Below are 21261 nucleotides of genomic sequence, written 5' to 3' on the forward strand. Positions count from 1 at the left end.
CGCGCACGCCGGAGCGGGACTTCCGGTGTGAGCGGTCACGGCGGAACTTCGTGGAAGTGGTACGAGCGCGTCACGTCCACGCAGCACACGCTTAACACGGGCACGGCAGAGTGAGGGATGTCGGCAGGGACGGGAGCGGCTCCCCGGACCGGCCGGCACCGATACGGCGCCAAGGACCTCCGGAGCGGCTCCCGGACCTCCATGGACGCCACGGACGCGCAGCTCGGCCCTGACCCGGCTCGCGTCCCTCGCGGGGACCGCCGTCGTCCCGCCCCCCGGCAACGGGGGTGCGGCGGCCCCCGCGCAAGCTTCACGAAGGGCCCGGTACCGCTTCAGGTACCGGGCCCTTCGGCGTTCCCGTGCTGCTCGACTGCTCTACCGCTCAACTGCTCTACTGCTCTGCTTCTCGTGCCGCGCTGTTCCCCGTGCCGTGCTGTTCGCCGTGCGGTCCTGCTCCCCGTGTCCGTCCGTCACCCGTCCCAGTCCGAGTCCTGCTTGGTCCTGCGCCGCCCGAAGAGATTCGGTGAGAAGCGCGCGGCCTGGACCACGTTGACGCCGACGATGCCCACCCAGGCGACCAGCAGGCCGGGCAGCTGGGCGACGCCGCCGCCGATGGCGGACAGGGGGACCGCGAGGACGAGGGAGACGATCCCGAAGCCGAAGCGCTCGCCCCAGGAGTCCGAGGACCCCTGCGGGGAACGCGCGTCCCGGGCCACCACCATCTGCTGTTCCGCGAGCTGACGGCGCACCCGGCGGTCGACCGCGCCGTCGAGGCGCTGTTCGACCTTCTCCAGGAACGAGTCGACCAGCGCGGACTCGTACTCGGCGCCCAGTTCCTTGCGTGCGTGCAAGGTGGCGTCGAGTTCCTTCTTGAGTTCGGCGTCGCGGGCTTCCATTCCGGTCATGCGTTCCACGGTAGGGAGCCCGTGCGGGCTTGGCACGGGGGTTAGCCCCCCTGTCCGCGCCGGGCCCGCCCCAGACCGGTTCCGCCACCGGCTCTAGTCGGTCAGCCCCTTCTCCTTCGCGTACGCGTCCGCCACGTCCGCCACGTCCTCCGGGTCCTTCTTGTCCTTGTCGACCTTGCGGTTCAGCTCGGTCAGATCGGCCGTGGTGAGGACGTTGCCGAGTTCGGCGAGTGCCCTGCGGACCGTCGAGTCGGCCCTGCGGTCGGCGACGAGGGGGACGATGTGCTGGCCGGGGATCAGGTTCTCCGGGTCCGTGAGGACGACCCAGTCGTAGGCCACGATGTCGGTGTCGGTGGTGAAGAGGTTCGCCACGTCCACGGGGTGAGTACGTACGGAGGGCGACCAGCGGGGAGTCCGCGACCAGCGCCAGCAGGAGCGTCAGGACGACTCCCGCGATCACCGGCGTCGGGAAGTTGCGCTGGAAACCGTCGGTGAAGAGCTGGCCGAGTCCGCCGTCGCCGATGTACGTGGCCACGGAGACCAGCGAGATCGACATGACCGTGGCGATCCGCACGCCCGCCATGATCACCGGGAGCGCGAGGGGGAGTTCGACGGTGAGGAGGGCGCGCAGGGGGCGCGTACCCATGGCCTTCGCGGCCTCCTTCGTCTTCGCCGGGACCGAGTCGAGGCCTTCGACCGTGTTCCGGAGGAGGACGACGAGGGTGTAGATCGTCAGCCCGACGACCGTGGTGGTGCGGGTCAGTCCCGAGACCGGCAGGAGCAGGACGAAGACCGCGATCGACGGGATCGTGAAGAGGACGTTCGACAGGCCCAGGAGCACCCCGCGCAGGGGCCGGATCCGGTGGGCGACCACGGCCAGTGGCAGGGAGATCAGCAGGCCGAGGAGGACGGCGGACAGGGCCGCCTGCAGATGGGAGAGCGTGAGGGTGGTGAGGTCGTCGGTGTGGTCGCCGATCCACGACCAGTCGATGGTCATCACGCCACCAGGGCTTCCGCGTGGGCCAGTCCCGCGTGCCGGTGGATCTCGTCGCGCGAGGTCACGCCGGTGAGGGTGCCGTCGGCGTCGACCCGGGCCACGAGTCCGGCCGGGGAGGCGATGGACTCGTTGAGGGCGGCGAGCAGGGAGTCGGTGTCGTGCAGGGGGCGTACGGGGAGTTCGGTGGTTCCGCCGGCACTCTTCGCACCGCCGGCCCCGGTGCGCCAGTGCAGGGGTTTGCGGGCGCCGTCCAGGACCAGTTCCCAGGTGCCGCCCTCGGGGGCCGGGGCCTGCGGGATGCCCTGGAGCGAGGTCAGGGACAGCAGCTTCAGGCCGCGTTCGGTGCCCAGGAAGTCCGCGACGAAGTCGTCCGCCGGGCGGGCCAGCAGTTCCGCCGGGGTGGCGCACTGGACGAGATGGCCGCCGGTGCGGAAGACGGCGATCCGGTCGCCGAGCCGTACCGCCCCGTCGATGTCGTGCGTGACGAAGACGATCGTCTTGTTCGGCTCCTTCTGGAGCCGCAGCAGTTCGTCCTGGAGCTGGGTGCGCACGACCGGGTCGACCGCGCCGAACGGCTCGTCCATCAGGAGTACCGGGGGGTCGGCGGCGAGCGCGCGGGCCACACCGACGCTCCCCCAGTGCCCTAAGGGCCTGGGGGGACCCCCAGCTGCTGGCCGCCGGAGAGCTGGTGCGGGTAGCGCTTGCCGGCCTCGGCGGTCAGGCCGACCGTCTCCAGGAGTTCCGCGGCCCGCGACCGCGCCTTGCGGCGGCCCCAGCCGAGGAGCAGCGGCGCAGGTCGGCGGCGTCCTGTTCCAGCACGTGACGGCCGCCGACGCGGATGGTGCCCGAGGTGGGGTCGACCATCCGGAGGGTGGTCGTCTTGCCGCAACCGGAAGATCCCACGAGGACGGTCACGCCCCCTTCCGGCATCTCCAGGGAGAGGTCGTGGACCGCGGTGGTGCCATTCGGGAAACGCTTGTGGACCGCGTCGAACTGGATCATGAGGTGTCCCTTGCCCGGCTGCATATAGTCATGCAGAGTTCTCTCTACTTGAATAGCTTGTCAACGGTGTGGTGTTGATCGCTGGTTTCTTGTGATCGACAGGCAAGACCGAATGCCCGGTTTGAGGGGAGTTTGCGCTCTATGTCGTCTCGGGATGTGGACACGCCGAGTGCGGGGACGTACGGCCTCGTGGTGCTGGACGGTTACAGCACAGGTGTCGCCGACGTCGTACGCCTCGCCGACGGGTCCGCGCGGCCCGTCCCCGGCACCGACGCGATGAAGCGTGTCGAGGAGTCCTGGGACGCGGCCCGGCGCATCGCCGCCACCGGCCGCGTGTACGGCCGCTCCACCGGAGTCGGCGCGAACCGGAACGAGGACGTGCCCACCGAGGCCGCCGCCGAACACGGTCTCCGCCTGCTGCGCAGCCACGCCGGGGCCATCGGCGCCGAACTGCCCGCCCGCGAGGTCCGGGCGATGCTCGCCGTACGGGCCAACCAGCTCCTCGCGGGCGGCGCCGGCCTGCGCCCCACCGTCGTCACGGCGCTGTGCGAGGCGCTGGAGAGCGGCGCGTACCCCGTCGTGAACGAGTTCGGCTCGGTCGGCACCGGCGACATCGCGGCCCTGGCCCAGGTGGGCCTCGCGCTGGCGGGCGAGCACCCCTGGCGCGACGGGGAGGGGGCCGGCCTGTCGGCGCGGGCGGGCGCCGGTGTCGTCGAGCAGGCGGGCGCCCCCGAGCCGCAGCCGCTCGACAACAACGACGCCCTCGCGCTCATCAGCAGCAACGCCCTCACCCTCGGCCAGTCCGCGCTCGCCCTGCACGAACTGCGCGGGCTCATCGGGGCCACCCAGGTCGTCGCCGCGCTGTCACTGGTCGCGGTGGACGGCTCGTACGAGGCCTACGCGGCGCCCGTCCACGCCGCCCGGCCGCACCGCGGATCGACCGAAGTGGCCCGCCGGATGCGGGAGATGATCGGCGCCCCCGACCGGCCGACCCCACCGCTCGGCCGGATCCAGGACCCGTACGGCTTCCGGTGCGTACCCCAGATCCACGGCCCCGCGCACGACGCCGCCGACGCTCTGGAGGAGGTCCTCGCCGTCGAGATCAACGCGGCCGCCGAGAACCCGCTGATCTGCGCCGAGGACATGGCCGCCTACCACCACGGCGGCTTCTACCAGGCCCAGCTCGCGCTCGCCCTCGACCACTTCAGGCTCTCCCTCACCCAGGTCGCCCGGCTGTCGACCTCACGCCTGTCGACCCTCAACGAACCCTCCTACACCCGGCTGCGCCCCTTCCTCGCCGACCACGAGCCCGCCTCCTCCGGCGTGATGATCCTGGAGTACGCCGCCGGGGCCGCCCTCGGTGACCTGCGGGCCTTCTCCGCGCCCGCCTCGCTCGGCCACGCTGTACTCTCCCGGGGCGTCGAGGAACAGGCGAGCTTCGCCTCGCTCGCCGCTCGCCAGACCCTGCGCGCGTGCAGTGCGTACCGTCTCGTGGTCGGCTGCGAACTCGTGGCCGCCGTACGGGCGTTGCGTCAGCGCGGCCTGCGTCCCGACCCGGAGCTGCCGGTGGGCAGGGCGCTGGAGATCGCCGAGTCGGTGCTCGACGCGGACGCGACCGACCGGCCGCTCACGGACGACGTGACGGCGGCGGCAGCGCTGCTCGACCGGTTCACGGACATCTGGAGTGGGGGCACGGCATGAGCGTGGACGGGAACACGAGCGTGAATAGGGGCATGGACAGGGACATGGAAACGGGCCCGGACAGCGGCGAGACGAGCGAGGCGAACGGCGGCGGCGATACGAGTGGCGCCGGTGATACGAACGGCGCGAGGGCGGACGACCCGAGCGCGGGCGGGGACGGCGGAGGTACCGGGGTGCCCGACGCTCCCGCCGGGCGGCTGCAGGCCCTCTTCGAGGGGCACCGGCTGACGCCCACCCAGCGGCGCATCGCGCACAGCATGGTGCGCCGGGCCGCCGACGTGCCGTTCCTGTCGAGCGTGGAGCTCGCCGAACTCGCCGGGGTCAGCCAGCCGTCCGTCACCCGCTTCGCCGTCGCCCTCGGCTTCGACGGCTACCCGGCGCTGCGCAAACACCTGCGGGAGGTCGCACCGGCCGAACCCGCCCCCGACACCGGCGCGTACAACGAGTACCAGCAGGCCGTCGAGGCCGAGATCGAGAACCTCCGCCATCTCGCCTCCGTGCTCGCCGACCCGCGTCCCGTCGAACGGGCCGGCCGGCTCCTCGCCGCCTCCCGCCCCCTGCCGGTGCTCGGGCTGCGGGCCGCCGCGTCCCAGGCGTACGGCTTCGCGTACTTCGCGGCCAAGGTCCATCCCGACGTCCGGCTGCTGCACGAGGGCGGCACGATGGTCCACGACCGCATCGACGCGGCCGTCCGGGCCGGGGCCAGCACCCTGCTGTGCTTCGCGCTGCCCCGCCACCCGCGCGAGGTCGTGGACACCCTCGCCCACGCGAAGGGGGCCGGACTGACCGTCGTCACCGTCGCGGACTCCGCGTTCGCGCCGGTCGCCAAGGTGTCCGACCTGCTGCTGCCCGCCGCCGTCGGAACGGGCCTCGCCTTCGACACGGCCTGCGCGCCGATGCTGCTCGGCCGGGTCCTGCTGGAAGCGATGTGCGACGGACTGCCGGACGCCCAGGCACGCCTTGAGGAGTTCGACGCGCGGGCCGCGGCGCGGGGCCTGTTCGTCGAGTAGCGGCACCGCGGAAGCGGAGTACCGGCGACCGGCCGGTTTTCTGGTGCTCTCTCAGATGCGTCTCACGTTCGGCCGCTAATCTGCCCGCCACACACAGACGTCTGGTGAGGAGGCGGATCGTGGCGCGCGGAGGGCAGGGACTTGCTCGGGTGGCCGTCGTCGTACGGGCCGGAGCGGCACCGCTGGGCTGGCTCGGGATCGTCGCGGCGGGAGTGGGCGTACTGGTGCCCGGGATCACGGGACGGCGGATCGGGGTGCTCGCGGGAGCCGCGCTCTTCCTGATCACGGCGGTCGTCGTCCTGCTGACGCACCGCAAACGGTACGTGGCACTCGCCCGCGGCGCCGACCGGGCGAGCAAGCACGACGTACTGCAGGACCGGGCGGTGACCGTACGGAACTGGCGCCGGGGGCACCGCTGGTGGGTGCTCCTCGCCTTCGCCGCGGCCCTGGGCTCCGCGTTCGCCGTGCCGGCCGCCGGCGGGATGCTCCTCGCCGGCGCCGGAGTGGGCCTGCGTCTCAAGGCGGCCTGGATCGGCCGGCTCGAACGGGCGGCCGAGTCGCTCCTGTGGGTGCGGGTCGACTGGCTCGGCCGCGGTGCGGGCGTCCCGGCGGGCAAACGCGTCAAGGGCTACCGGGCCACCGGAATCGCCGCGGGCGACGCCGCGCCCGGTGGGGCGCGGCGTCGGGCCGGGGTGCTGGTCTGATCCCTCAGACCTCCAGGTCGCTCTCGATCTTCTTCAACTGGTGCCTGGCCATGGCCAGGTTGGCGCGTTTGGCGTCGAGCACCAGGTAGAGGAAGAGTCCGTTGCCGCCGCGGCCCTTGATCAGCCGGATCAGGTGGTACTGGTCGGACAGGGTGATCAGGATGTCCTCGATCTCGCCCTTCAGACCCAGGTGCTCCATGGTGCGGATCTTGGCGCGGACGACGTCCGTGTTGCCGGCCGCGGCGACCGTGAGGTCGAAGCTCTTGCTGCCGCCGATCGTGCCCAGTGCCATACCGGTGGTGTAGTCGACGAGAGCGGCTCCCGTCGCGCCCTCGATGGAGGCCAGGGTCTCTTTCAATGCGGTCTCGGTGTTCGTCATGGTGGTGCCGGTCCTTTCGGTTCGGGTCAGTTCAGGCTGGTTCGGATCGGTCCGGGTCGGGTCGGTGCGGCCGGATTCAACGGCTCTCACCGGTCGGCCCGGGGACCGTGCGCGCGGTGCGCGCGGTTCTGGTGCGTGGTGCGAGGGCGGTTTTCGGGGTGGGCCGTGCCGCCGGGGCCGGCTGGGTCTCGGCGGCGGCCTCGACGAGTTCGCCGATCCGGGTGCCGGAACGGCGCCCTTCGAGATGCAGCCGGCCGACGTTCGTCCGGTCGCCCGCCAGCAGCGTCAGTACGGCGGAGGGTCCCGCCGCGTAGGTCGCCACATAGCCGTGCTCGCCGCGCAGCAGCAGTTCGCGGAAGTCGCCCCGGCCGGTCGCGTCCGCCACGCGGAGGGCGACCCCCAGTGCGGCGGCGGTGAGGGCGGCCAGCCCCTCCGGCTCCACGCCCGGAGTGTCCTGGGCCAGTACCAGGCCGTCGACGCTGGCCGCGAGCGCGCCCGTCAGCTGGGGCACCCGGGCCCGTAACCGGTGCAGTTCGTCGAGGACTTCGGCCTCCGCCGCCATCAGTTGTCTCCTCTCGGCACGCTGTCGGAGCGCGCGGATCACAAGGCCTCCAATGCGTCTCTGAGCCGGCGCAGCAGGGCCACGTCGGGATCCGCCGACGCCTGCGCGGCCTGCGCCGCCTGGGCGGTCACAGTGGAGACGGAGGGCGCGGGGGACATGGGGGGTGCGGTGGTTTCCGGTGCCCGGCACTCGACCGTCCGCGCGCGGGTCGTCACGATCCCCGCCGCCGCCAGCCGGCGGACGTCGACGAGCGTGTGGAATCCGGGCCGGCCGAGGACCCGGGAGATGTCCGAGACCGTGCGCTCCCCGTCGACCTGGTCGAGGACCGTGCGCTGACGCGGCGGAAGGACCACGTCGACGGCGCGGGCGGTCCGGACGAGTTCCGCCGTGTCCGTGTCCGGATCGGGCCATATGCGGTGCAGCAGCGCGCGGCGCCGCAGCGTCTCGCGCTCCACCGCGCCGACGGTCACCGGCCGCACGGGGCCGATCCAGTGCGCGACCCCGTACCGGAACCGCGCCGGGCCGCTGCTCGCGCCGAGCGTGAAGAACGCGGCGTCGTACAGCGCCCCCAGGTGGCACAGCTCCAGGGCGCCCGCGGCCAGCCGCCCGCTGTCCACCAGGAACCGTCCGACGCGGCGTTCGGCGCCTGCCTCCGAGACCGCCTCCCACCAGCCGTCGGAACCCAGTGCCCCACGGCTGGTGAGCAGGATGTCCAGTCCGGGGGTCGCGGGGCTCTCGGCGTGCACCACCTGGCCCTCGACCAGGTACAGCACTCCGCGATCCCGTGTCAGTACGCCGGTGGCACGCTCCTCCGCGAGCCGGCTGAGCATGGGGCTGAGCACGGGCGGGACCGGCGCGGACCGGTCCGCGCCGGCCAGGTGGACGGACGGGTCGACAGATGGGTCGACGGCCGGGTCGACGGGTGGGCCGGGGTCGGGTCTGCCCACTCCCGGCAGGGGGCCTGCTTCCATCGTGGTCACCCCACCACCAGCCGTTCCGCCATCTCGCCCAGGCGTATTCGCGCCAGGGCGAGATTGCCGTCCGAACGTCCCAGCCACAGATGCAGGAACACACTGCTGTCGAAGGTCGTCCGCACGAAACGCAGGACGTGATAGCTGTCCCTGTTGCTGATGATGAGGTCCTCCACCGGCGGCTGCCCGCCGGACCAGTCGGCTCCTTCCTCAGGTGCGAAGGCCTTGTGTTCGGCGGCGAGGCGGGCGAGTTCCGCCGCCTCGGCCGCGGTGGCCTCGTGATCCCCGTTCGGTGAGTCCCCGACCGTGCCCAGAGCCAGTCCGCTGGTCCAGTCGACCACCGAGGCCCCCCGGGCTCCGGGCAGTCTCATGGCCTCCAGCAGGCACTCGTCGATTCCGGGCACGGTGCTTCCCTCCCGCCCGTCGGTTCAGCTGAGTGACGCAGAAGCTACGCAACGTGTGCGTGACGGGTGAGAGATAGGGCATTTTCCTGTGGAACATGCCAGTTGCTGGCTAGTGTGGGTCGATTGCCCTGAAGACAATCAGACCTTCTGGCTTTTCCTGGTTCGCGGATTCATTCCGGTCGCGCCGGGTTCGCGCGGGTCGTGCCGGCTCGTACGGGGCTGGCCGAGGCCGTACGGGGAGGGCGGAGGCCGTACGGGTCACTCCGGAGCCCCGCCGAGCAGCCCCTCCGTGTACGCCCCTCCCGACTCCGCCACGAGTTCGTCGATCGTCTGTGCCGCGCGGACCGTCGCGAACCGCACCCCGCCGTCGCCGTCCGGACCGAAACCGTGCACGGCGGGCCGCGCGAGCGAGTTGTACCCGTAGTGGTGCGCGAAGTAGTACGCGCCCGTGTCCAGTGCCGCCGCGTAGTCGCCCTGTTCGAGCAGCGGCATCGACCGGCCCTCCGCCAGCAGGTCACCCGCGAAACAGGCGGGCCCCGCCACGTCCTGGATCACCTCGGGCCCCGTCTTCGGCCGCCCCTTGGCGTCGTACGCGGCCACCCGCAGCGGCCACGACTCGGGCGCGTACACCGTGCGGGCTGCCACCTGGACCCCCGCGTGCGTCACCGCGATGGCCCGGCCGCCCGCCGACTTCGCGTACTCGACGCGCGCCAGCACCACGCCGTGCTTGGCGAGCAGTGACCGCCCGAACTCCGTGACCAGCCCGTATCGGCCGTCGAACAGCCCCGGCACGGTCGACGCGAGAAGCCGTGCGTACTCCTCGTACGTCGGGGTGTGGTCGTCCGAGCCGAAGTTCACCGGCAGCCCGCCGCCGATGTCCAGCGTGTCGACCTGCCGCCGCCCGGCCCGCCCGTTGATCTCCTCCGCGAGCCCGTACGCCTCGGCCACCCCGCGCGCCATCAGCTCCAGCGGCATCCCCTGCGACCCCGAGTGCGTGTGCAGCCTGGTCAGCCACGGCCGGTCCAGGTACGCCCGCACGACCCACTCGCGCGCGCCCTCGTCCCGCAGCGCGACGCCGAACTTCGAGGTCGCCGTCGCCGTGGACAGCGCCCCGATCGAACCCCCGCCGACCTGCGGGTTCACTCGCAGTCCCAGCGGCGAGCGGGTCGACGCCGACCCCACCAGCGCGTCGATCCGCGCCAGCTCCTGAGGGTTGTCCGCGTTGACCGCGATACCCAGGGCCAGTGCCTCCCGCAGCTCCGAGGGGGTCTTCGCGGGCGAGTCGAGGACCGTACGGGACGGGGGCACGCCGGCCGCGCGGGCGAGGGCCAGCTCGCCCGGACTCGCGACCTCCATGCCGATGCCCTCCCGGTGCAGCAGCCGCAGCACCGGGACGAGCGGGGTCGCCTTCACCGCGAACGCGTGCAGCACGGGCGTGCCCGGTGCGGTCACCGCGTCGAAGGCCGCCCGCAGGGCCGCCGCGGAGGCCCGGATCCCGGTGGTGTCGAGGAGTGCGGCGAGAGGGGTGGAGGGGCTCACGAGTCCCTGCTCCACGGCGGCGCGAACGGCGGCGTCGCGCCGCGCGGCCCCTGAGTCTGTGTATGCAGCCATACATCCAGCCAAACACCCGTGTGGAGCCCTCGCTGGCCCATGAAGGTATTGACTAGTTCTATTCAGGAGCCCAGGATGTGAATATCTGCTGTATCGCCACACCGCTGTATGCACGGCATCACCCGGAGTGCCAACCGGAGTACTCACCCGTCGCCAGGAGGCAGACCATGTCAGGACCCCGCCCCGTCCGAGCACCGCGCGGAACGGAACTGAGCGCCCTGGGATGGCAGCAGGAAGCCGCTCTGCGGATGCTGCAGAACAACCTCGACCCCGAGGTCGCCGAGCACCCCGACAAACTCGTCGTCTACGGCGGCACCGGCAAGGCCGCCCGCGACTGGCGCTCCTACGACGCCATGGTCCGTACGCTGCGGACGCTCAAGCAGGACGAGACGATGCTCGTCCAGTCCGGCCGCCCCGTCGGCGTCATGCAGACCCACGAGTGGGCGCCGCGCGTCCTCATCGCCAACTCCAACCTGGTCGGCGACTGGGCGAACTGGGAGGAGTTCCGGCGCCTCGAAGCCCTCGGCCTCACCATGTACGGGCAGATGACCGCCGGATCGTGGATCTACATCGGCACGCAGGGCATCCTCCAGGGCACCTACGAGACCTTCTCCGCCGTCGCCGCGAAGAAGTTCGGCGGAACGCTCGCCGGGACCATCACCCTGACCGCCGGTCTCGGCGGCATGGGCGGCGCCCAGCCGCTCGCCGTGACGATGAACGACGGCGTCGCGATCTGTATCGACGTCGACCCGCGCGCCATCGAGCGCCGCATCGAGCACAGGTACCTCGACGTACGCGCCGACTCCCTGGAGCACGCCCTCCAGCTCGCCGTGGAGGCCCGGGACGCCCGCCGCCCGCTCTCCATCGGCCTGCTCGGCAACGCCGCCGAACTGCTGCCGCGGATGCTCGCCGAGGGCGCCCCGATCGACATCGTCACCGACCAGACCTCGGCCCACGACCCGCTGGCCTACCTGCCCGTGGGCGTCGACCTCGACGACATGGCCGCGTACGCCGCGAAGGACCCGGCCGGTTTCACCACCCGGGCCCGTGAGTCCATGGCACGGCACGTGGAGGCCATGGTGGGCTTCATGGACGCCGGCGCCGAGGTCTTCGACTACGGCAACTCCATCCGGGGAGAGGCCCAACTCGCCGGATACGAGCGGGCGTTCGCCTTCCCCGGATTCGTACCCGCCTACATCCGGCCGCTGTTCTCCGAGGGCAAGGGCCCCTTCCGCTGGGCCGCCCTGTCCGGTGAGGCGTCCGACATCCACAAGACCGACAAGGCGATCCTCGACCTCTTCCCCGAGAACGAATCCCTCCACCGCTGGATCAAACTGGCCGGCGAACGCGTCCACTTCCAGGGCCTGCCCGCCCGGATCTGCTGGCTCGGCTACGGCGAGCGCGACAAGGCGGGTGAGCGCTTCAACGACATGGTCGCCTCCGGCGAACTGGCCGCGCCCCTGGCCATCGGCCGCGACCACCTCGACTGCGGTTCCGTCGCCTCCCCGTACCGCGAGACCGAGGCCATGCTCGACGGCTCCGACGCGATCGCCGACTGGCCGCTGCTCAACGCCATGGTGAACGTGGCCTCCGGCGCGTCCTGGGTGTCCATCCACCACGGCGGCGGTGTGGGCATGGGGCGTTCCATCCACGCGGGGCAGGTGTCGGTGGCCGACGGCACGCGGTTGGCGGGCGAGAAGATTCGCCGCGTGCTGACGAACGACCCCGGGATGGGGGTCATTCGGCATGTCGATGCCGGGTACGACATCGCGGAGACGGTCGCTGACGAGCGTGGCGTGCGGGTTCCCATGCGGGAGGGCGAGTGAGCGGGTCGTTGTCCGGCGGGGGCTCCGCCCCCGGGCCCCGCTGGGGGCTCCGCCCCCAGGCCCCCGATCGGCCTGAACGGCCTCGTCCTCAAACGCCGGACGGGCTGGAAACGCCCGAGCGGTTTCGTGGGCAGGAGCCGGACGGGGTGGGGGTGCCTGGACGGTCTCGTCGGCAGACGGCGGATGGGTTGGAAGGGCCTGGGCGGTCTCGTCGGCGGGTGCAGGAAGGGCTGAAGGGATCCTCTTTTCTTGAGATGTGGGGGGAGTTGGAGTCCATCGGGCGGCATGCCGGGTCCGGGGGGTATCGGCGGTTCGCCTGGACCGGGGCCGATACCGACTGCCGGGCCTGGTTCCGGGCGCAGGCCGAGGCGCGTGGGCTCACCCTCGAACTGGACCGGAACGGGAACCAGTGGGCCTGGCTCGGTGACCCCGCCGCGGGGGACGCCGTCGTCACCGGGTCCCACCTCGACTCCGTACCCGACGGCGGTGCCTTCGACGGACCCCTCGGCGTCGTGTCCTCCTTCGCCGCGCTGGACGAACTGCGCGGCCGGAACGCGCGGTTCACCAAGCCCCTCGCCATCGTGAACTTCGGCGACGAGGAAGGCGCCCGCTTCGGGCTCGCCTGTGTCGGCTCGCGGCTCACCGCCGGGGAACTCACCGTCGAGCAGGCGCACCGGCTCACCGACGCCGACGGCATCACCCTCCCGCAGGCGATGGAGGCCGCGGGCCACGACCCGGACGCCATCGGCGCGGACCCCGAACGCCTGGGCCGTATCGGCGCGTTCGTCGAGCTGCACGTCGAGCAGGGACGCGCCCTCGACCTGACCGGCGACCGGGTCGGCGTCGCCAGCGCCATCTGGCCGCACGGGCGGTGGCGCTTCGACTTCCGGGGCGAGGCCAACCACGCGGGCACCACCCGCCTCATGGACCGCCGCGACCCCATGCTGTCGTACGCGGAGACCGTGCTCGCGGCCCGCCGGGAGGCCCAGCTCGCCGGCGCGGTGGCCACCTTCGGCAAGATCTCCGTCGAGCCGAACGGCGTCAACGCCATCCCCTCCCTCGTACGCGGCTGGCTCGACTCCCGCGCCGCCGACCAGGCGACCCTCGACACGGTCGTCCACGGCATCGAGAAGGCGGCCCGCGAGTACGCCGACGCGCACGGCATCCACCTCGACGTCGTCCGGGAGTCGTTCACCCCGGTCGTCGAGTTCGAGCACGCCCTGCGGGACGAGATCGCCCGCCTCCTCGGCAAGGAGGACGGGGGGAAGAGCGCGCACCTGAACGTGCCCGTCCTGGGAACCGGTGCGGGACACGACGCAGGGATCCTCTCCGGTTCGATCCCGACCGCCATGCTGTTCGTACGCAACCCCACGGGGGTCTCGCACTCGCCGGCCGAGTACGCCGCCGAGGACGACTGCGTGGCCGGGGTGACCGCACTCGCCGACGTACTGGAAGGGCTGGCCTGCAAGTGAGTGAGCCGCACATGAGCGCGCGAGGCACGACGTACTGGCTGGAGCACGCCTGGCTCGACTCCTACGTGGAGCCGGGCGTGGCCCTCGACGTGGGGACGGACGGCCGGATCGCCGCCGTCCGCACGGGCGTCGACAGCCCACCGCCCGGCGCGGAGATCCTGCGCGGCCTGACCCTCCCCGGCCTCGCCAACACCCACAGCCACGCCTTCCACCGAGCCCTGCGCGGCACCGTCCAGGTCGGCTCCGGGACCTTCTGGACCTGGCGCGAGATCATGTACTCCGTCGCCGACCGGCTCACCCCGGACACGTACCACGCGCTCGCCCGCGCGGTGTACGCGGAGATGGCGCTCGCCGGGATCACGGCCGTCGGCGAGTTCCACTACGTGCACCACGCGCCCGGTGGCACCCCGTACGCCGACCCGAACGCCATGGGGGAGGCGCTCGTCGAGGCCGCCGCCGAGGCGGGCATCCGCATCACCCTCCTCGACACCGTCTACCTCGCCGCCGGCCTGGTCGACGCGCGCAGGGGACAGCCCCCGAACCGGCACCAGCTCCGCTTCTCCGACGGCACCGCGGAAGCCTGGGCAGCACGCTGTTCAGTTCTCAAGGACCGGGATCACGCGCGGATCGGGGCCGCCGTCCACTCCGTACGGGCGGTGCCCGCGGGGCAGTTGGCGACGGTGGCGCGGTGGGCCGAGGAGCGGCAGTCCCCGCTCCACGTGCATCTGTCCGAGCAGACGGCTGAGAACGACGCCTGCCTGGCTGCCCACGGCCGTACGCCCACGCAACTGCTCGCCGACCACGGGGTGCTCGGCCCGCGCACCACGGGCGTGCACAACACCCACCTCACCGACGAGGACATCGCACTGCTCGGCCGCTCCGGCACCGGCACGTGCATGTGCCCGACCACCGAGCGCGACCTCGCCGACGGCATCGGACCGGCCGTCGCCCTCCAGCAAGCGGGCTCCCCGCTCTCCCTCGGCTCCGACAGCCACGCCGTGATCGACCTGCTCGAAGAGGCGCGCGCGATGGAGCTGAACGAGCGCCTGCGCAGCCGTACGCGGGGTCACTGGACCGCGGCTGCGCTCCTTCGCGCCGCCTCCGCGGACGGTCACGCGGCCCTCGGCTGGGCCGACGCGGGCACGCTCGAAGCGGGTGCGCTCGCCGACTTCACGACGGTCGCGCTCGACTCCGTCAGGACAGCGGGGACGCTGCCGCGGCTCGGGGCCGAGACGGCCGTATTCGCCGCGACAGCGGCGGACGTGCGGCACACCGTCGTGGGCGGCCGGCACGTCGTACGCGACGGGGCGCACACCCTCGTCCCGGACGTGCCGCGGGCCCTGGCGGACGCCATCGAAGCGCTGCGCGCCTGAACTCCGGCCCCGACCGGGCCCTCTCCGCCCCGACAGCCCCCGAGGACGCCATGAGCAGCACCAGCCCCAGCAGCACCAGCGGTAGCAAGACCGGCAGCACGACCCTCATCACCAACATCGCCAGTCTGGTCACCAACGACTCCTCTCTCGGTGACAGGTCTCCGCTCGGTCTGATCCAGGACGCGGCCGTCGTCATCGACGGCGACCGCATCGCGTGGACCGGTGACTCAAGAAAAGCACCCGCCACTGACAATCGGGTCGACGCCGGTGGCCGGGCGGTGATCCCCGGCTTCGTGGACTCCCACTCGCACCTGGTCTTCGCGGGTGACCGCACGCAGGAGTTCAACGCCCGGATGTCCGGCCGGGCCTACAGCGCCGGTGGCATCCGCACGACCGTCGCCGCCACGCGCGCGGCGAGCGACGAGGAGCTGGAGCGCAACCTCACCCACTACCTGGCCGAGGCCCTGCGCCAGGGCACGACCACGTTCGAGACCAAGTCCGGCTACGGGTTGACGGTCGAGGACGAGGCGCGGGCCCTGCGGATCGCGTCCGCGCACACGGACGAGGTCACGTTTCTCGGCGCGCACATCGTCTCGCCGGATTACGCGGACGACCCCGCCGCGTACGTCGCCCTCGTCACCGGCGAGATGCTGGACGCGTGTGCCCCGTACGCGCGTTGGATCGACGTCTTCTGCGAGAAGGGAGCCTTCGACGGGGACCAGGCCCGCGCGATCCTCACGGCGGGCAGGGCGAAGGGGCTGCACCCGCGCATCCACGCCAACCAGCTCTCGTACGGCCCCGGAGTGCAACTGGCCGTCGAACTGGACGCGGCCAGCGCGGACCACTGCACGCACCTCACCGACGCGGACGTGGACGCGCTCGCGAGCGGTGCCACCGTGGCGACGCTGCTGCCCGGCGCGGAGTTCTCGACGCGCGCCGCGTGGCCGGACGCCCGCCGCCTCCTCGACGCGGGCGTCACGGTCGCCCTGTCGACGGACTGCAACCCGGGCTCGTCCTTCACGTCGTCCGTACCGTTCTGCATCGCGCTGGCGGTACGGGACATGGGCATGACGCCGGACGAGGCGCTGTGGTCGGCGACGGCGGGCGGCGCCGCGGCGCTCCGCCGCACGGACATCGGCCGCGTGGCCCCGGGCGCGTACGCCGACCTGACGTTCCTCAACGCCCCGAGCCACGTGCACTTGGCGTACCGGCCGGGGGTGCCGCTGGTACGGGAGGTGTGGCGTCGGGGGGTACGGGTGTGATCAGGCGGTGCCTGCTTTGACCGCACGTATCAGGTGGGCCAACGGGCCGGTGCTGGTGCTGAGTTCGACGCCGGGGGTGTCGCTCTCGCGGAGGTGAACGGTCCCGGGGGACGCGGCGATTTCGACGCAGGTGTTGCCGTCGCCGCCGTCCGAGAAAGTGGACTTCTGCCAGCGCAGGATGTGGTTCATTGCGCGCGTCACATCTCCTTGGTCAGTCGATGGATGAAGTCCCGCGATGCCACGGGGTCCAACGTCGCCTTCTCCACCTTACGGAAGAGTGTTCGAAGTTGAGCCAGCTGCGGTTCCGCATCGATGAACGCGGTTCCGGTGGGGGCGTCCCGTAGGCCGGTGTCCAGCCGGGGGAGCGGGCCGCCCGTGTACATCATCGAGGCCCCGGCGCCGGCGAAACCGTCCTGATCGGTCGGGATGATGCGGACGGTGGCGTGGCCCTGCTCGATCTTGTCGAGGATCTGCTGGAGTTGTGCGCGGGACGCCTGGCGGTCGGCCACGCGGATACGCAGGGCGAACTCGTGGATCAGCGTCTCGTACGGCGTGGGCTTGGCGCCCTCGATGACGGCGCGCCGCTCCATCCGGTGCTCCACCCGAGGGGTCAGCTCTCGCTCGGGCAGGCCGGGGACCATGTACGTGTAGACCGCGCGAGCGTAGTCGGCCGTCTGTAGCAGTCCCGGCACGTGCGTGATCACCACCTCGCGGAGGAACGTCGCGTGGTGCTCGACCTCGGCGACGTCCGCGAACACCGGAGGCAGCGGCCCTCGGTACTCCTCCCACCAGCCCCGCGTCCGATCGGTCGCCATCGCGATGAGGGCTTCGATCAACGCCTCGTCCGTGCAGGCGTAGTGGCCGGCGAGGCGTCGTACGCGTTCGGCGCTCACACCTGCGACGCCGGACTCGATCTGGCTCATCTGGACCGCGTCGGCCCCGAGCAGGGTGGCGGCCTCCCGGGCCTTCATGCCCGTCGCCTCGCGCAGTTTGCGCAGCTCAGCGCCAAGTCGAAGCCTGCGGGCCGTGAGATGCCTTTTCGGCGGCAACCGGCGTCTCCTCATCTCAACTGTTCGGCGTGTGTACCTCGTTCGAGGGTCAGAATACGGCAGCCGCTTGCACCTTCCTAAGATTAGGAAATACCGTCAGTGACGCAACGAACACGCTGCGGAAGCGCACCACTCCGTCCTGCCATGACGGCTGCGGCCCTGCCACCGCCGTGCACCCACCCCGCACCCCACGCCTGGAGCTGACGCATGTCCGAAGACGAGAACCAACCCTGGGAGTACTCCCTCTCCATCCCCAACGACCCCCGTGGCGTCACCATCTCGCGCCGCACCCTCCGCCTGATCCTGACCATGCACGGGCTGATCCGCCTCGTCGATGTCGCCGAACTCCTCGCGACCGAGTTGATCGCCAACGCCGTACTCCACACGAAGGGACCCGCGACCCTGCGGGTTTGCTGGTCGGTCGGGGTCCTGCGGATCGGCGCGTGGGACACGGACCCCGAACCGCCCGAGCCGCCCGGAGAGCTGACGGCGCTCACCGACGCCGAGGGCGGCAGAGGCCTGGCCCTGGTCCACGCGTGCGCCGACGCCTGGGGCTGGCACCCCTTGTTCCGACACGGCAACCGAGGCAAGTACGTGTGGTGTGATCTGGCCGCCGTGTGAGCCGATCAGCTTGCGCCCGCTCTCCAGCGTTGGATCGTCCCGCCCGTGTCCGGCGCCAGGTCCAGGGTGTTGTTGCCCGTCGGGGTCAGGGCGTGGTCCGGGGCTATCGCCGGGCGGAGTGCGCCCTTCGAAGTCACCGCGAAGCGTAGGTTCGGGCCGTTGTGGCCGTTGAGCGAGGCGCATTCCCAGATGCCCACGCCGTCGTCGGTCGCGCCCCGGCTGTCCAGGCAGAAGTCGGGATCGGCGTACGACCGCAATGCGCCCTCGTCGGCGTCGACGCGCCAGCGTTGCGTGCGGGACGAGGTGCAGGGTGCCGTGATGACGTCCGTGCCCTTCTCCAGGTCGCCGTTGTCGATGTCCAGGCAGCGGCCCGAGGCGAGGTTCACCACCTGGGTGTAGGCGCCCCCGGGAGGGTGTGCGGGTGGGGGTGGCGACTTCGTGGGGCTGGGGCTGGCGCTGGGGCTCGGGCTGTACGTCGGCTGCGGGGAGCTGGGGGTGCCCGTGGGGGAGGGCAGCGGGTTCGTCGGGACCGTCGCCGTCACCGTCACCGGTGGGCGGGGCGGAGTCGCCCTGCCGTCCACCTCCTGTGAGGGGACGAGGAACAGGAGCAGCGGGGCCAGGGCCACCCCGAGTGCCGCCGAGGTGAGGACGAAGCGGCGGGAGGGCGGCCAAGGGCTCGGATGAGTTCGCTGAGTCCGCCCGTGGGCGTCGGCGTGGGCGTGCGTTCCGGGGCCGAGTGTCGCCGCGTACGCCGTGCCTCCCCAGGGAAGCAGGCCCTCCGCCAGCGCCGTACGCCGGTCGTCCCGCAGTGCCGACAGCACCTCGTACGCCGTCGCGCAGTGTCCGCACTCGGCCAGGTGGGCCCGCAGATCCGCACTGTGACGAGGGTGGTCGGGGCGTACCGACTCCTCGATCAGCCGGCGGAAGTCCTGGCAGCGCGGGTCCCCGGACGCGGCGAGGTGGGACTTCAGGAACGTCGCGCGCAGTGCCTGGAGCGAGGACTCCAGCCCGTACGTCACGTCCTGGCGTGTGACGCCCAGCAGTCCCGCCGTCTCGTCCTCGGGCTCCCGCTCGACCAGCCCGTACCAGATGAGGCCCTGGACCCGCGTGGGGAGCGAGCGGAACGCGTCCAGCATCGGCGGGGTCGGGCCGCCTGGGCCCGCCTCGTGCAGCCGCGCGAGCAGGCCGGGGTCGAGGCGGCGTGAGCGCTGGTCCCCGGCCCATGCGGCGGCCAGCCGCCAGGCCAGGAGCAGGAGTTGGTGCCGCCACGGTCCGCGCGGGTCCGTGCCGCGCTCGGTCTCCCGCGCGGCGAGCGTGAACGCGTGGGCCGTCAGGTCCCGGGCCGCGTACTCGCCGGTGGTGCACAGGCGGGCGTACGCGAGCACCGCGGGGCGGTGGCGGGCGCGCAGCTCATACAGCGCCGCGTCCCTGGTCGCGGAGTCGGCGCGCAGCAGTTCCGTTAGCCGTGCGTCGGACGCTCCCGTGTGCACGCCTGCGCCGGGCCGGTCGTCGTCGCCCTCGCCCCGAGCCATGCGTCCGCCTCCCCTGCGCCCGTACCGTCACTCGCTCGACTGCTGACGTACCAGCCAGTTTGCCGGGTGACCATAGTGAGGGAAGGGGGCCGGTGGGGAAAGGGGTTCCCGTGGGTAACTCGGGTGCGTCGAATGGGGGATGAGAGGTGACCGGGAGGGGGGCCGGCAGAAAGCGCGGGGCCGAGCCGGTCACTCCGGCTCGGCCCCGCGCATGTCCTGCTACGGCGAAGGTGTCACTCCTCGACGGTCACTCCTTGAAGGTCACTCCTCGACGGTCAGGCCCCTGCGCAGTCGCACCAGCGTCCGCGACAGCAGTCGCGACACGTGCATCTGCGAGATGCCCAGCTCCTCGCCGATCTCCGACTGGGTCAGATTGGCGACGAAGCGCAGCGACAGGATCTGCCGGTCGCGGTGCGGAAGTTCGGCGATCAGCGGCTTCAGCGACTCCACGTACTCGATGCCTTCGAGCCCGTGGTCCTCGTAGCCGATCCGGTCCGCCAGCGCGCCCTCGGAGTCGTCCTCCTCGGGCTGGGCGTCCAGTGAGCTGGCCGTGTAGGCGTTGGACGCCGCCATGCCCTCGACGACCTCGTCGTTCGACAGCCCCAGACGCTCCGCCAGCTCTCCCACCGTCGGAGCGCGGTCCAGTTGCTGTGCGAGTTCGTCGCCCGCCTTGGCCAGGTCGAGGCGGAGCTCCTGCAGCCTTCGCGGTACGCGCACCGACCATGACGTGTCACGGAAGAAGCGCTTGATCTCGCCGACGATGGTCGGCATCGCGAAAGTGGGGAACTCGACGCCACGGCTGAGTTCGAAGCGGTCGATCGCCTTGATCAGGCCTATCGTGCCGACCTGGATGATGTCTTCCATCGGCTCACTGCGGGAACGGAACCGGGAGGCGGCGAACTTGACCAGGGCGAGGTTGAGTTCGACCAGAGTGTTACGGACGTACGAGTACTCGGAGGTGCCTTCCTCCAGCGATTCGAGCCGCCCGAAGAGAGTCTTGGAGAGTGCTCGCGCGTCGACCGGGCCGACCTCCGCGAACGGGGGGATCTCGGGAAGCCCGGCGAGTCCGGCGTTCTCGTCGGCGGACTCTTCTTCCAGTTCGTCCAGAGGGCGTGTCGACGTCGCCCTCTGGGTCTGCGATGCGTCGAGCCGGGGTGACATGATGTCCTCCATCGTTCTCGGCATATGGCTGCCGATGCCAATACGTGCACTGCGGTGTGCGGCGCCTCCAAAGCCGGCCGTGTCGAAAACTGTCTCTACTAGCCCTACCCGCTTTCGTGACCCTCCCGCAAGTGAGTTATGCGGTGAAATGTCCGATTCTTGGCGGTTGTTCGGGTGTCAGAGTGTGCAGGGAAGGCGTAGGGTTCGAGTGCGTCAACGAACAACCACATCGGCCGGAAAGAGAGACGGCATGGACCGCGGGACGGTCGGCAGCGCACAGTCGGGCCGGCTTCTGGTCGAGGTGCGAGAAGAGGGCACTAGTGCCGTCGTCACCCCGGCGGGTGAGCTGGATCACCATACGGCGGATCTTCTGCGCGAACCGGTCGAGGGCTGCCTCGACCGCGGGTTCGTGCGTCTCGTCGTGGACTGTTCACGGTTGGAGTTCTGCGACTCCACCGGACTGAACGTCCTTCTCGGCGCCCGGCTGCGCGCCGAGGCCGCCGGCGGCGCGGTCCACCTGGCAGGAATGCTGCCGGTGGTGGCCCGGGTCTTCGAGATCACCGGGGCGGAGGCCGTCTTCACCGTGCACGACACGCTGGAAGCGGCATTGGACGACAAGGGCGGGGCAGGTGACTCCGCGGTGGCGGACGGCTCCGCGGCGGCGGGCGAGGCCGGGACCGACCGGCCCGCGGCCGATCGGGGTGACTAGTCGCCGCGGG

General features: G+C 71.6%; 18 protein-coding genes and 4 pseudogenes. 9 read left to right on the plus strand and 13 right to left on the minus strand.

The annotated features are described in order from the left end of the window. Positions 1–470: 470 nt before the first annotated feature. The 4 genes and pseudogenes from C6Y14_RS07245 to C6Y14_RS07260 form a co-directional block, all read right to left on the minus strand. The gene (locus C6Y14_RS07245; protein WP_199854657.1) at positions 471–905 is read right to left on the minus strand and encodes a hypothetical protein; all 435 of its coding nucleotides are present in this window, start codon (positions 903–905) and stop codon (positions 471–473) included. A 93-nt stretch (positions 906–998) separates the two neighbouring features. After that, positions 999–1289: pseudogene (locus tag C6Y14_RS07250) on the minus strand (glycine betaine ABC transporter substrate-binding protein); the annotation flags it as partial. Beyond that, positions 1202–1902, minus strand: a pseudogene (locus C6Y14_RS07255) (ABC transporter permease). The pseudogenes C6Y14_RS07255 and C6Y14_RS07250, both read right to left, overlap by 88 nt. After that, positions 1902–2904 (minus strand): annotated as a pseudogene (locus C6Y14_RS07260) (ATP-binding cassette domain-containing protein). Before C6Y14_RS07260 ends, C6Y14_RS07255 begins: the two co-directional pseudogenes overlap by 1 nt. A 141-nt stretch (positions 2905–3045) precedes the next feature. On the opposite strand from C6Y14_RS07260, the gene C6Y14_RS07265 reads away from it, so the two are divergent. The 3 genes from C6Y14_RS07265 to C6Y14_RS07275 all read left to right on the plus strand — a co-directional run bounded on the left by C6Y14_RS07265 (position 3046) and on the right by C6Y14_RS07275 (position 6319). Next, positions 3046–4605: an aromatic amino acid ammonia-lyase gene (locus C6Y14_RS07265; protein WP_107015658.1), complete on the plus strand. Its 1560-nt coding sequence runs from the start codon at positions 3046–3048 to the stop codon at positions 4603–4605. 44 nt (positions 4606–4649) lie between these two features. Then, a complete protein-coding gene (locus C6Y14_RS07270) occupies positions 4650–5615 on the plus strand; it encodes a MurR/RpiR family transcriptional regulator (RefSeq protein ID WP_225890939.1) in 966 nt (321 codons plus the stop codon). Between the two features lie 119 nt (positions 5616–5734). Next, entirely contained in the window at positions 5735–6319 is a 585-nt protein-coding gene (locus C6Y14_RS07275) for a hypothetical protein (protein WP_107015659.1), read from the plus strand. A 4-nt stretch (positions 6320–6323) separates the two neighbouring features. Here the strand turns inward: C6Y14_RS07275 and C6Y14_RS07280 are convergent, their stop codons facing one another. The 5 genes from C6Y14_RS07280 to C6Y14_RS07300 all read right to left on the minus strand — a co-directional run bounded on the left by C6Y14_RS07280 (position 6324) and on the right by C6Y14_RS07300 (position 10246). Then, a complete protein-coding gene (locus C6Y14_RS07280) occupies positions 6324–6698 on the minus strand; it encodes a roadblock/LC7 domain-containing protein (protein ID WP_107015660.1) in 375 nt (124 codons plus the stop codon). A gap of 76 nt (positions 6699–6774) precedes the next feature. Continuing rightward, on the minus strand, positions 6775–7260 hold the full coding sequence (locus C6Y14_RS07285; RefSeq protein WP_107015661.1) for a roadblock/LC7 domain-containing protein: 486 nt from the start codon (positions 7258–7260) through the stop codon (positions 6775–6777). 38 nt (positions 7261–7298) lie between these two features. Continuing rightward, positions 7299–8090, minus strand: a complete 792-nt coding sequence (locus tag C6Y14_RS07290) for a hypothetical protein (RefSeq protein WP_107015845.1) — start codon at positions 8088–8090, stop codon at positions 7299–7301. Between the two features lie 146 nt (positions 8091–8236). After that, on the minus strand, positions 8237–8635 hold the full coding sequence (locus tag C6Y14_RS07295; RefSeq protein WP_107015662.1) for a hypothetical protein: 399 nt from the start codon (positions 8633–8635) through the stop codon (positions 8237–8239). 258 nt (positions 8636–8893) lie between these two features. Next, positions 8894–10246, minus strand: a complete 1353-nt coding sequence (locus tag C6Y14_RS07300; protein ID WP_107015663.1) for a type III PLP-dependent enzyme domain-containing protein — start codon at positions 10244–10246, stop codon at positions 8894–8896. 167 nt (positions 10247–10413) lie between these two features. Here C6Y14_RS07300 and hutU point away from each other — a divergent pair, with 167 nt between their 5' ends. From hutU to hutI, 4 genes are all read left to right on the plus strand, one after another. Next, the gene (hutU, locus tag C6Y14_RS07305; RefSeq protein WP_107015664.1) at positions 10414–12072 is read left to right on the plus strand and encodes a urocanate hydratase; all 1659 of its coding nucleotides are present in this window, start codon (positions 10414–10416) and stop codon (positions 12070–12072) included. Between the two features lie 254 nt (positions 12073–12326). Then, entirely contained in the window at positions 12327–13544 is a 1218-nt protein-coding gene (locus C6Y14_RS07310; RefSeq protein ID WP_107015665.1) for an allantoate amidohydrolase, read from the plus strand. Positions 13545–13555: 11 nt separating this feature from the next. Continuing rightward, positions 13556–14917, plus strand: coding sequence for a formimidoylglutamate deiminase (locus C6Y14_RS07315; protein ID WP_107015666.1), 1362 nt, complete (start codon positions 13556–13558; stop codon positions 14915–14917). Between the two features lie 50 nt (positions 14918–14967). Continuing rightward, complete coding sequence (gene hutI / locus C6Y14_RS07320; protein ID WP_225890940.1) at positions 14968–16179, plus strand: imidazolonepropionase; 1212 nt, start codon at positions 14968–14970, stop codon at positions 16177–16179. Here the strand turns inward: hutI and C6Y14_RS07325 are convergent, their stop codons facing one another. Both C6Y14_RS07325 and C6Y14_RS07330 read right to left on the minus strand, forming a co-directional pair. Further along, positions 16180–16368: a DUF397 domain-containing protein gene (locus tag C6Y14_RS07325; RefSeq protein ID WP_107015667.1), complete on the minus strand. Its 189-nt coding sequence runs from the start codon at positions 16366–16368 to the stop codon at positions 16180–16182. It lies immediately after the preceding gene. 8 nt (positions 16369–16376) lie between these two features. Continuing rightward, complete coding sequence (locus C6Y14_RS07330; RefSeq protein ID WP_225890941.1) at positions 16377–17228, minus strand: helix-turn-helix domain-containing protein; 852 nt, start codon at positions 17226–17228, stop codon at positions 16377–16379. Between the two features lie 207 nt (positions 17229–17435). Here C6Y14_RS07330 and C6Y14_RS07335 point away from each other — a divergent pair, with 207 nt between their 5' ends. Further along, positions 17436–17849, plus strand: a complete 414-nt coding sequence (locus tag C6Y14_RS07335; protein WP_107015669.1) for an ATP-binding protein — start codon at positions 17436–17438, stop codon at positions 17847–17849. A 5-nt stretch (positions 17850–17854) separates the two neighbouring features. Here the strand turns inward: C6Y14_RS07335 and C6Y14_RS07340 are convergent, their stop codons facing one another. Then, the gene (locus C6Y14_RS07340) at positions 17855–19381 is read right to left on the minus strand and encodes an RICIN domain-containing protein (protein ID WP_107015670.1); all 1527 of its coding nucleotides are present in this window, start codon (positions 19379–19381) and stop codon (positions 17855–17857) included. 261 nt (positions 19382–19642) lie between these two features. Next, entirely contained in the window at positions 19643–20554 is a 912-nt protein-coding gene (locus C6Y14_RS07345; RefSeq protein ID WP_107015671.1) for an RNA polymerase sigma factor SigF, read from the minus strand. Positions 20555–20792: 238 nt separating this feature from the next. Here C6Y14_RS07345 and C6Y14_RS07350 point away from each other — a divergent pair. Further along, positions 20793–21158: pseudogene (locus tag C6Y14_RS07350) on the plus strand (STAS domain-containing protein); the annotation flags it as partial. Positions 21159–21261 lie beyond the last annotated feature (103 nt).

Source organism: Streptomyces dioscori (genome assembly GCF_003024195.1).
GTDB lineage: Bacteria > Actinomycetota > Actinomycetes > Streptomycetales > Streptomycetaceae > Streptomyces > Streptomyces dioscori.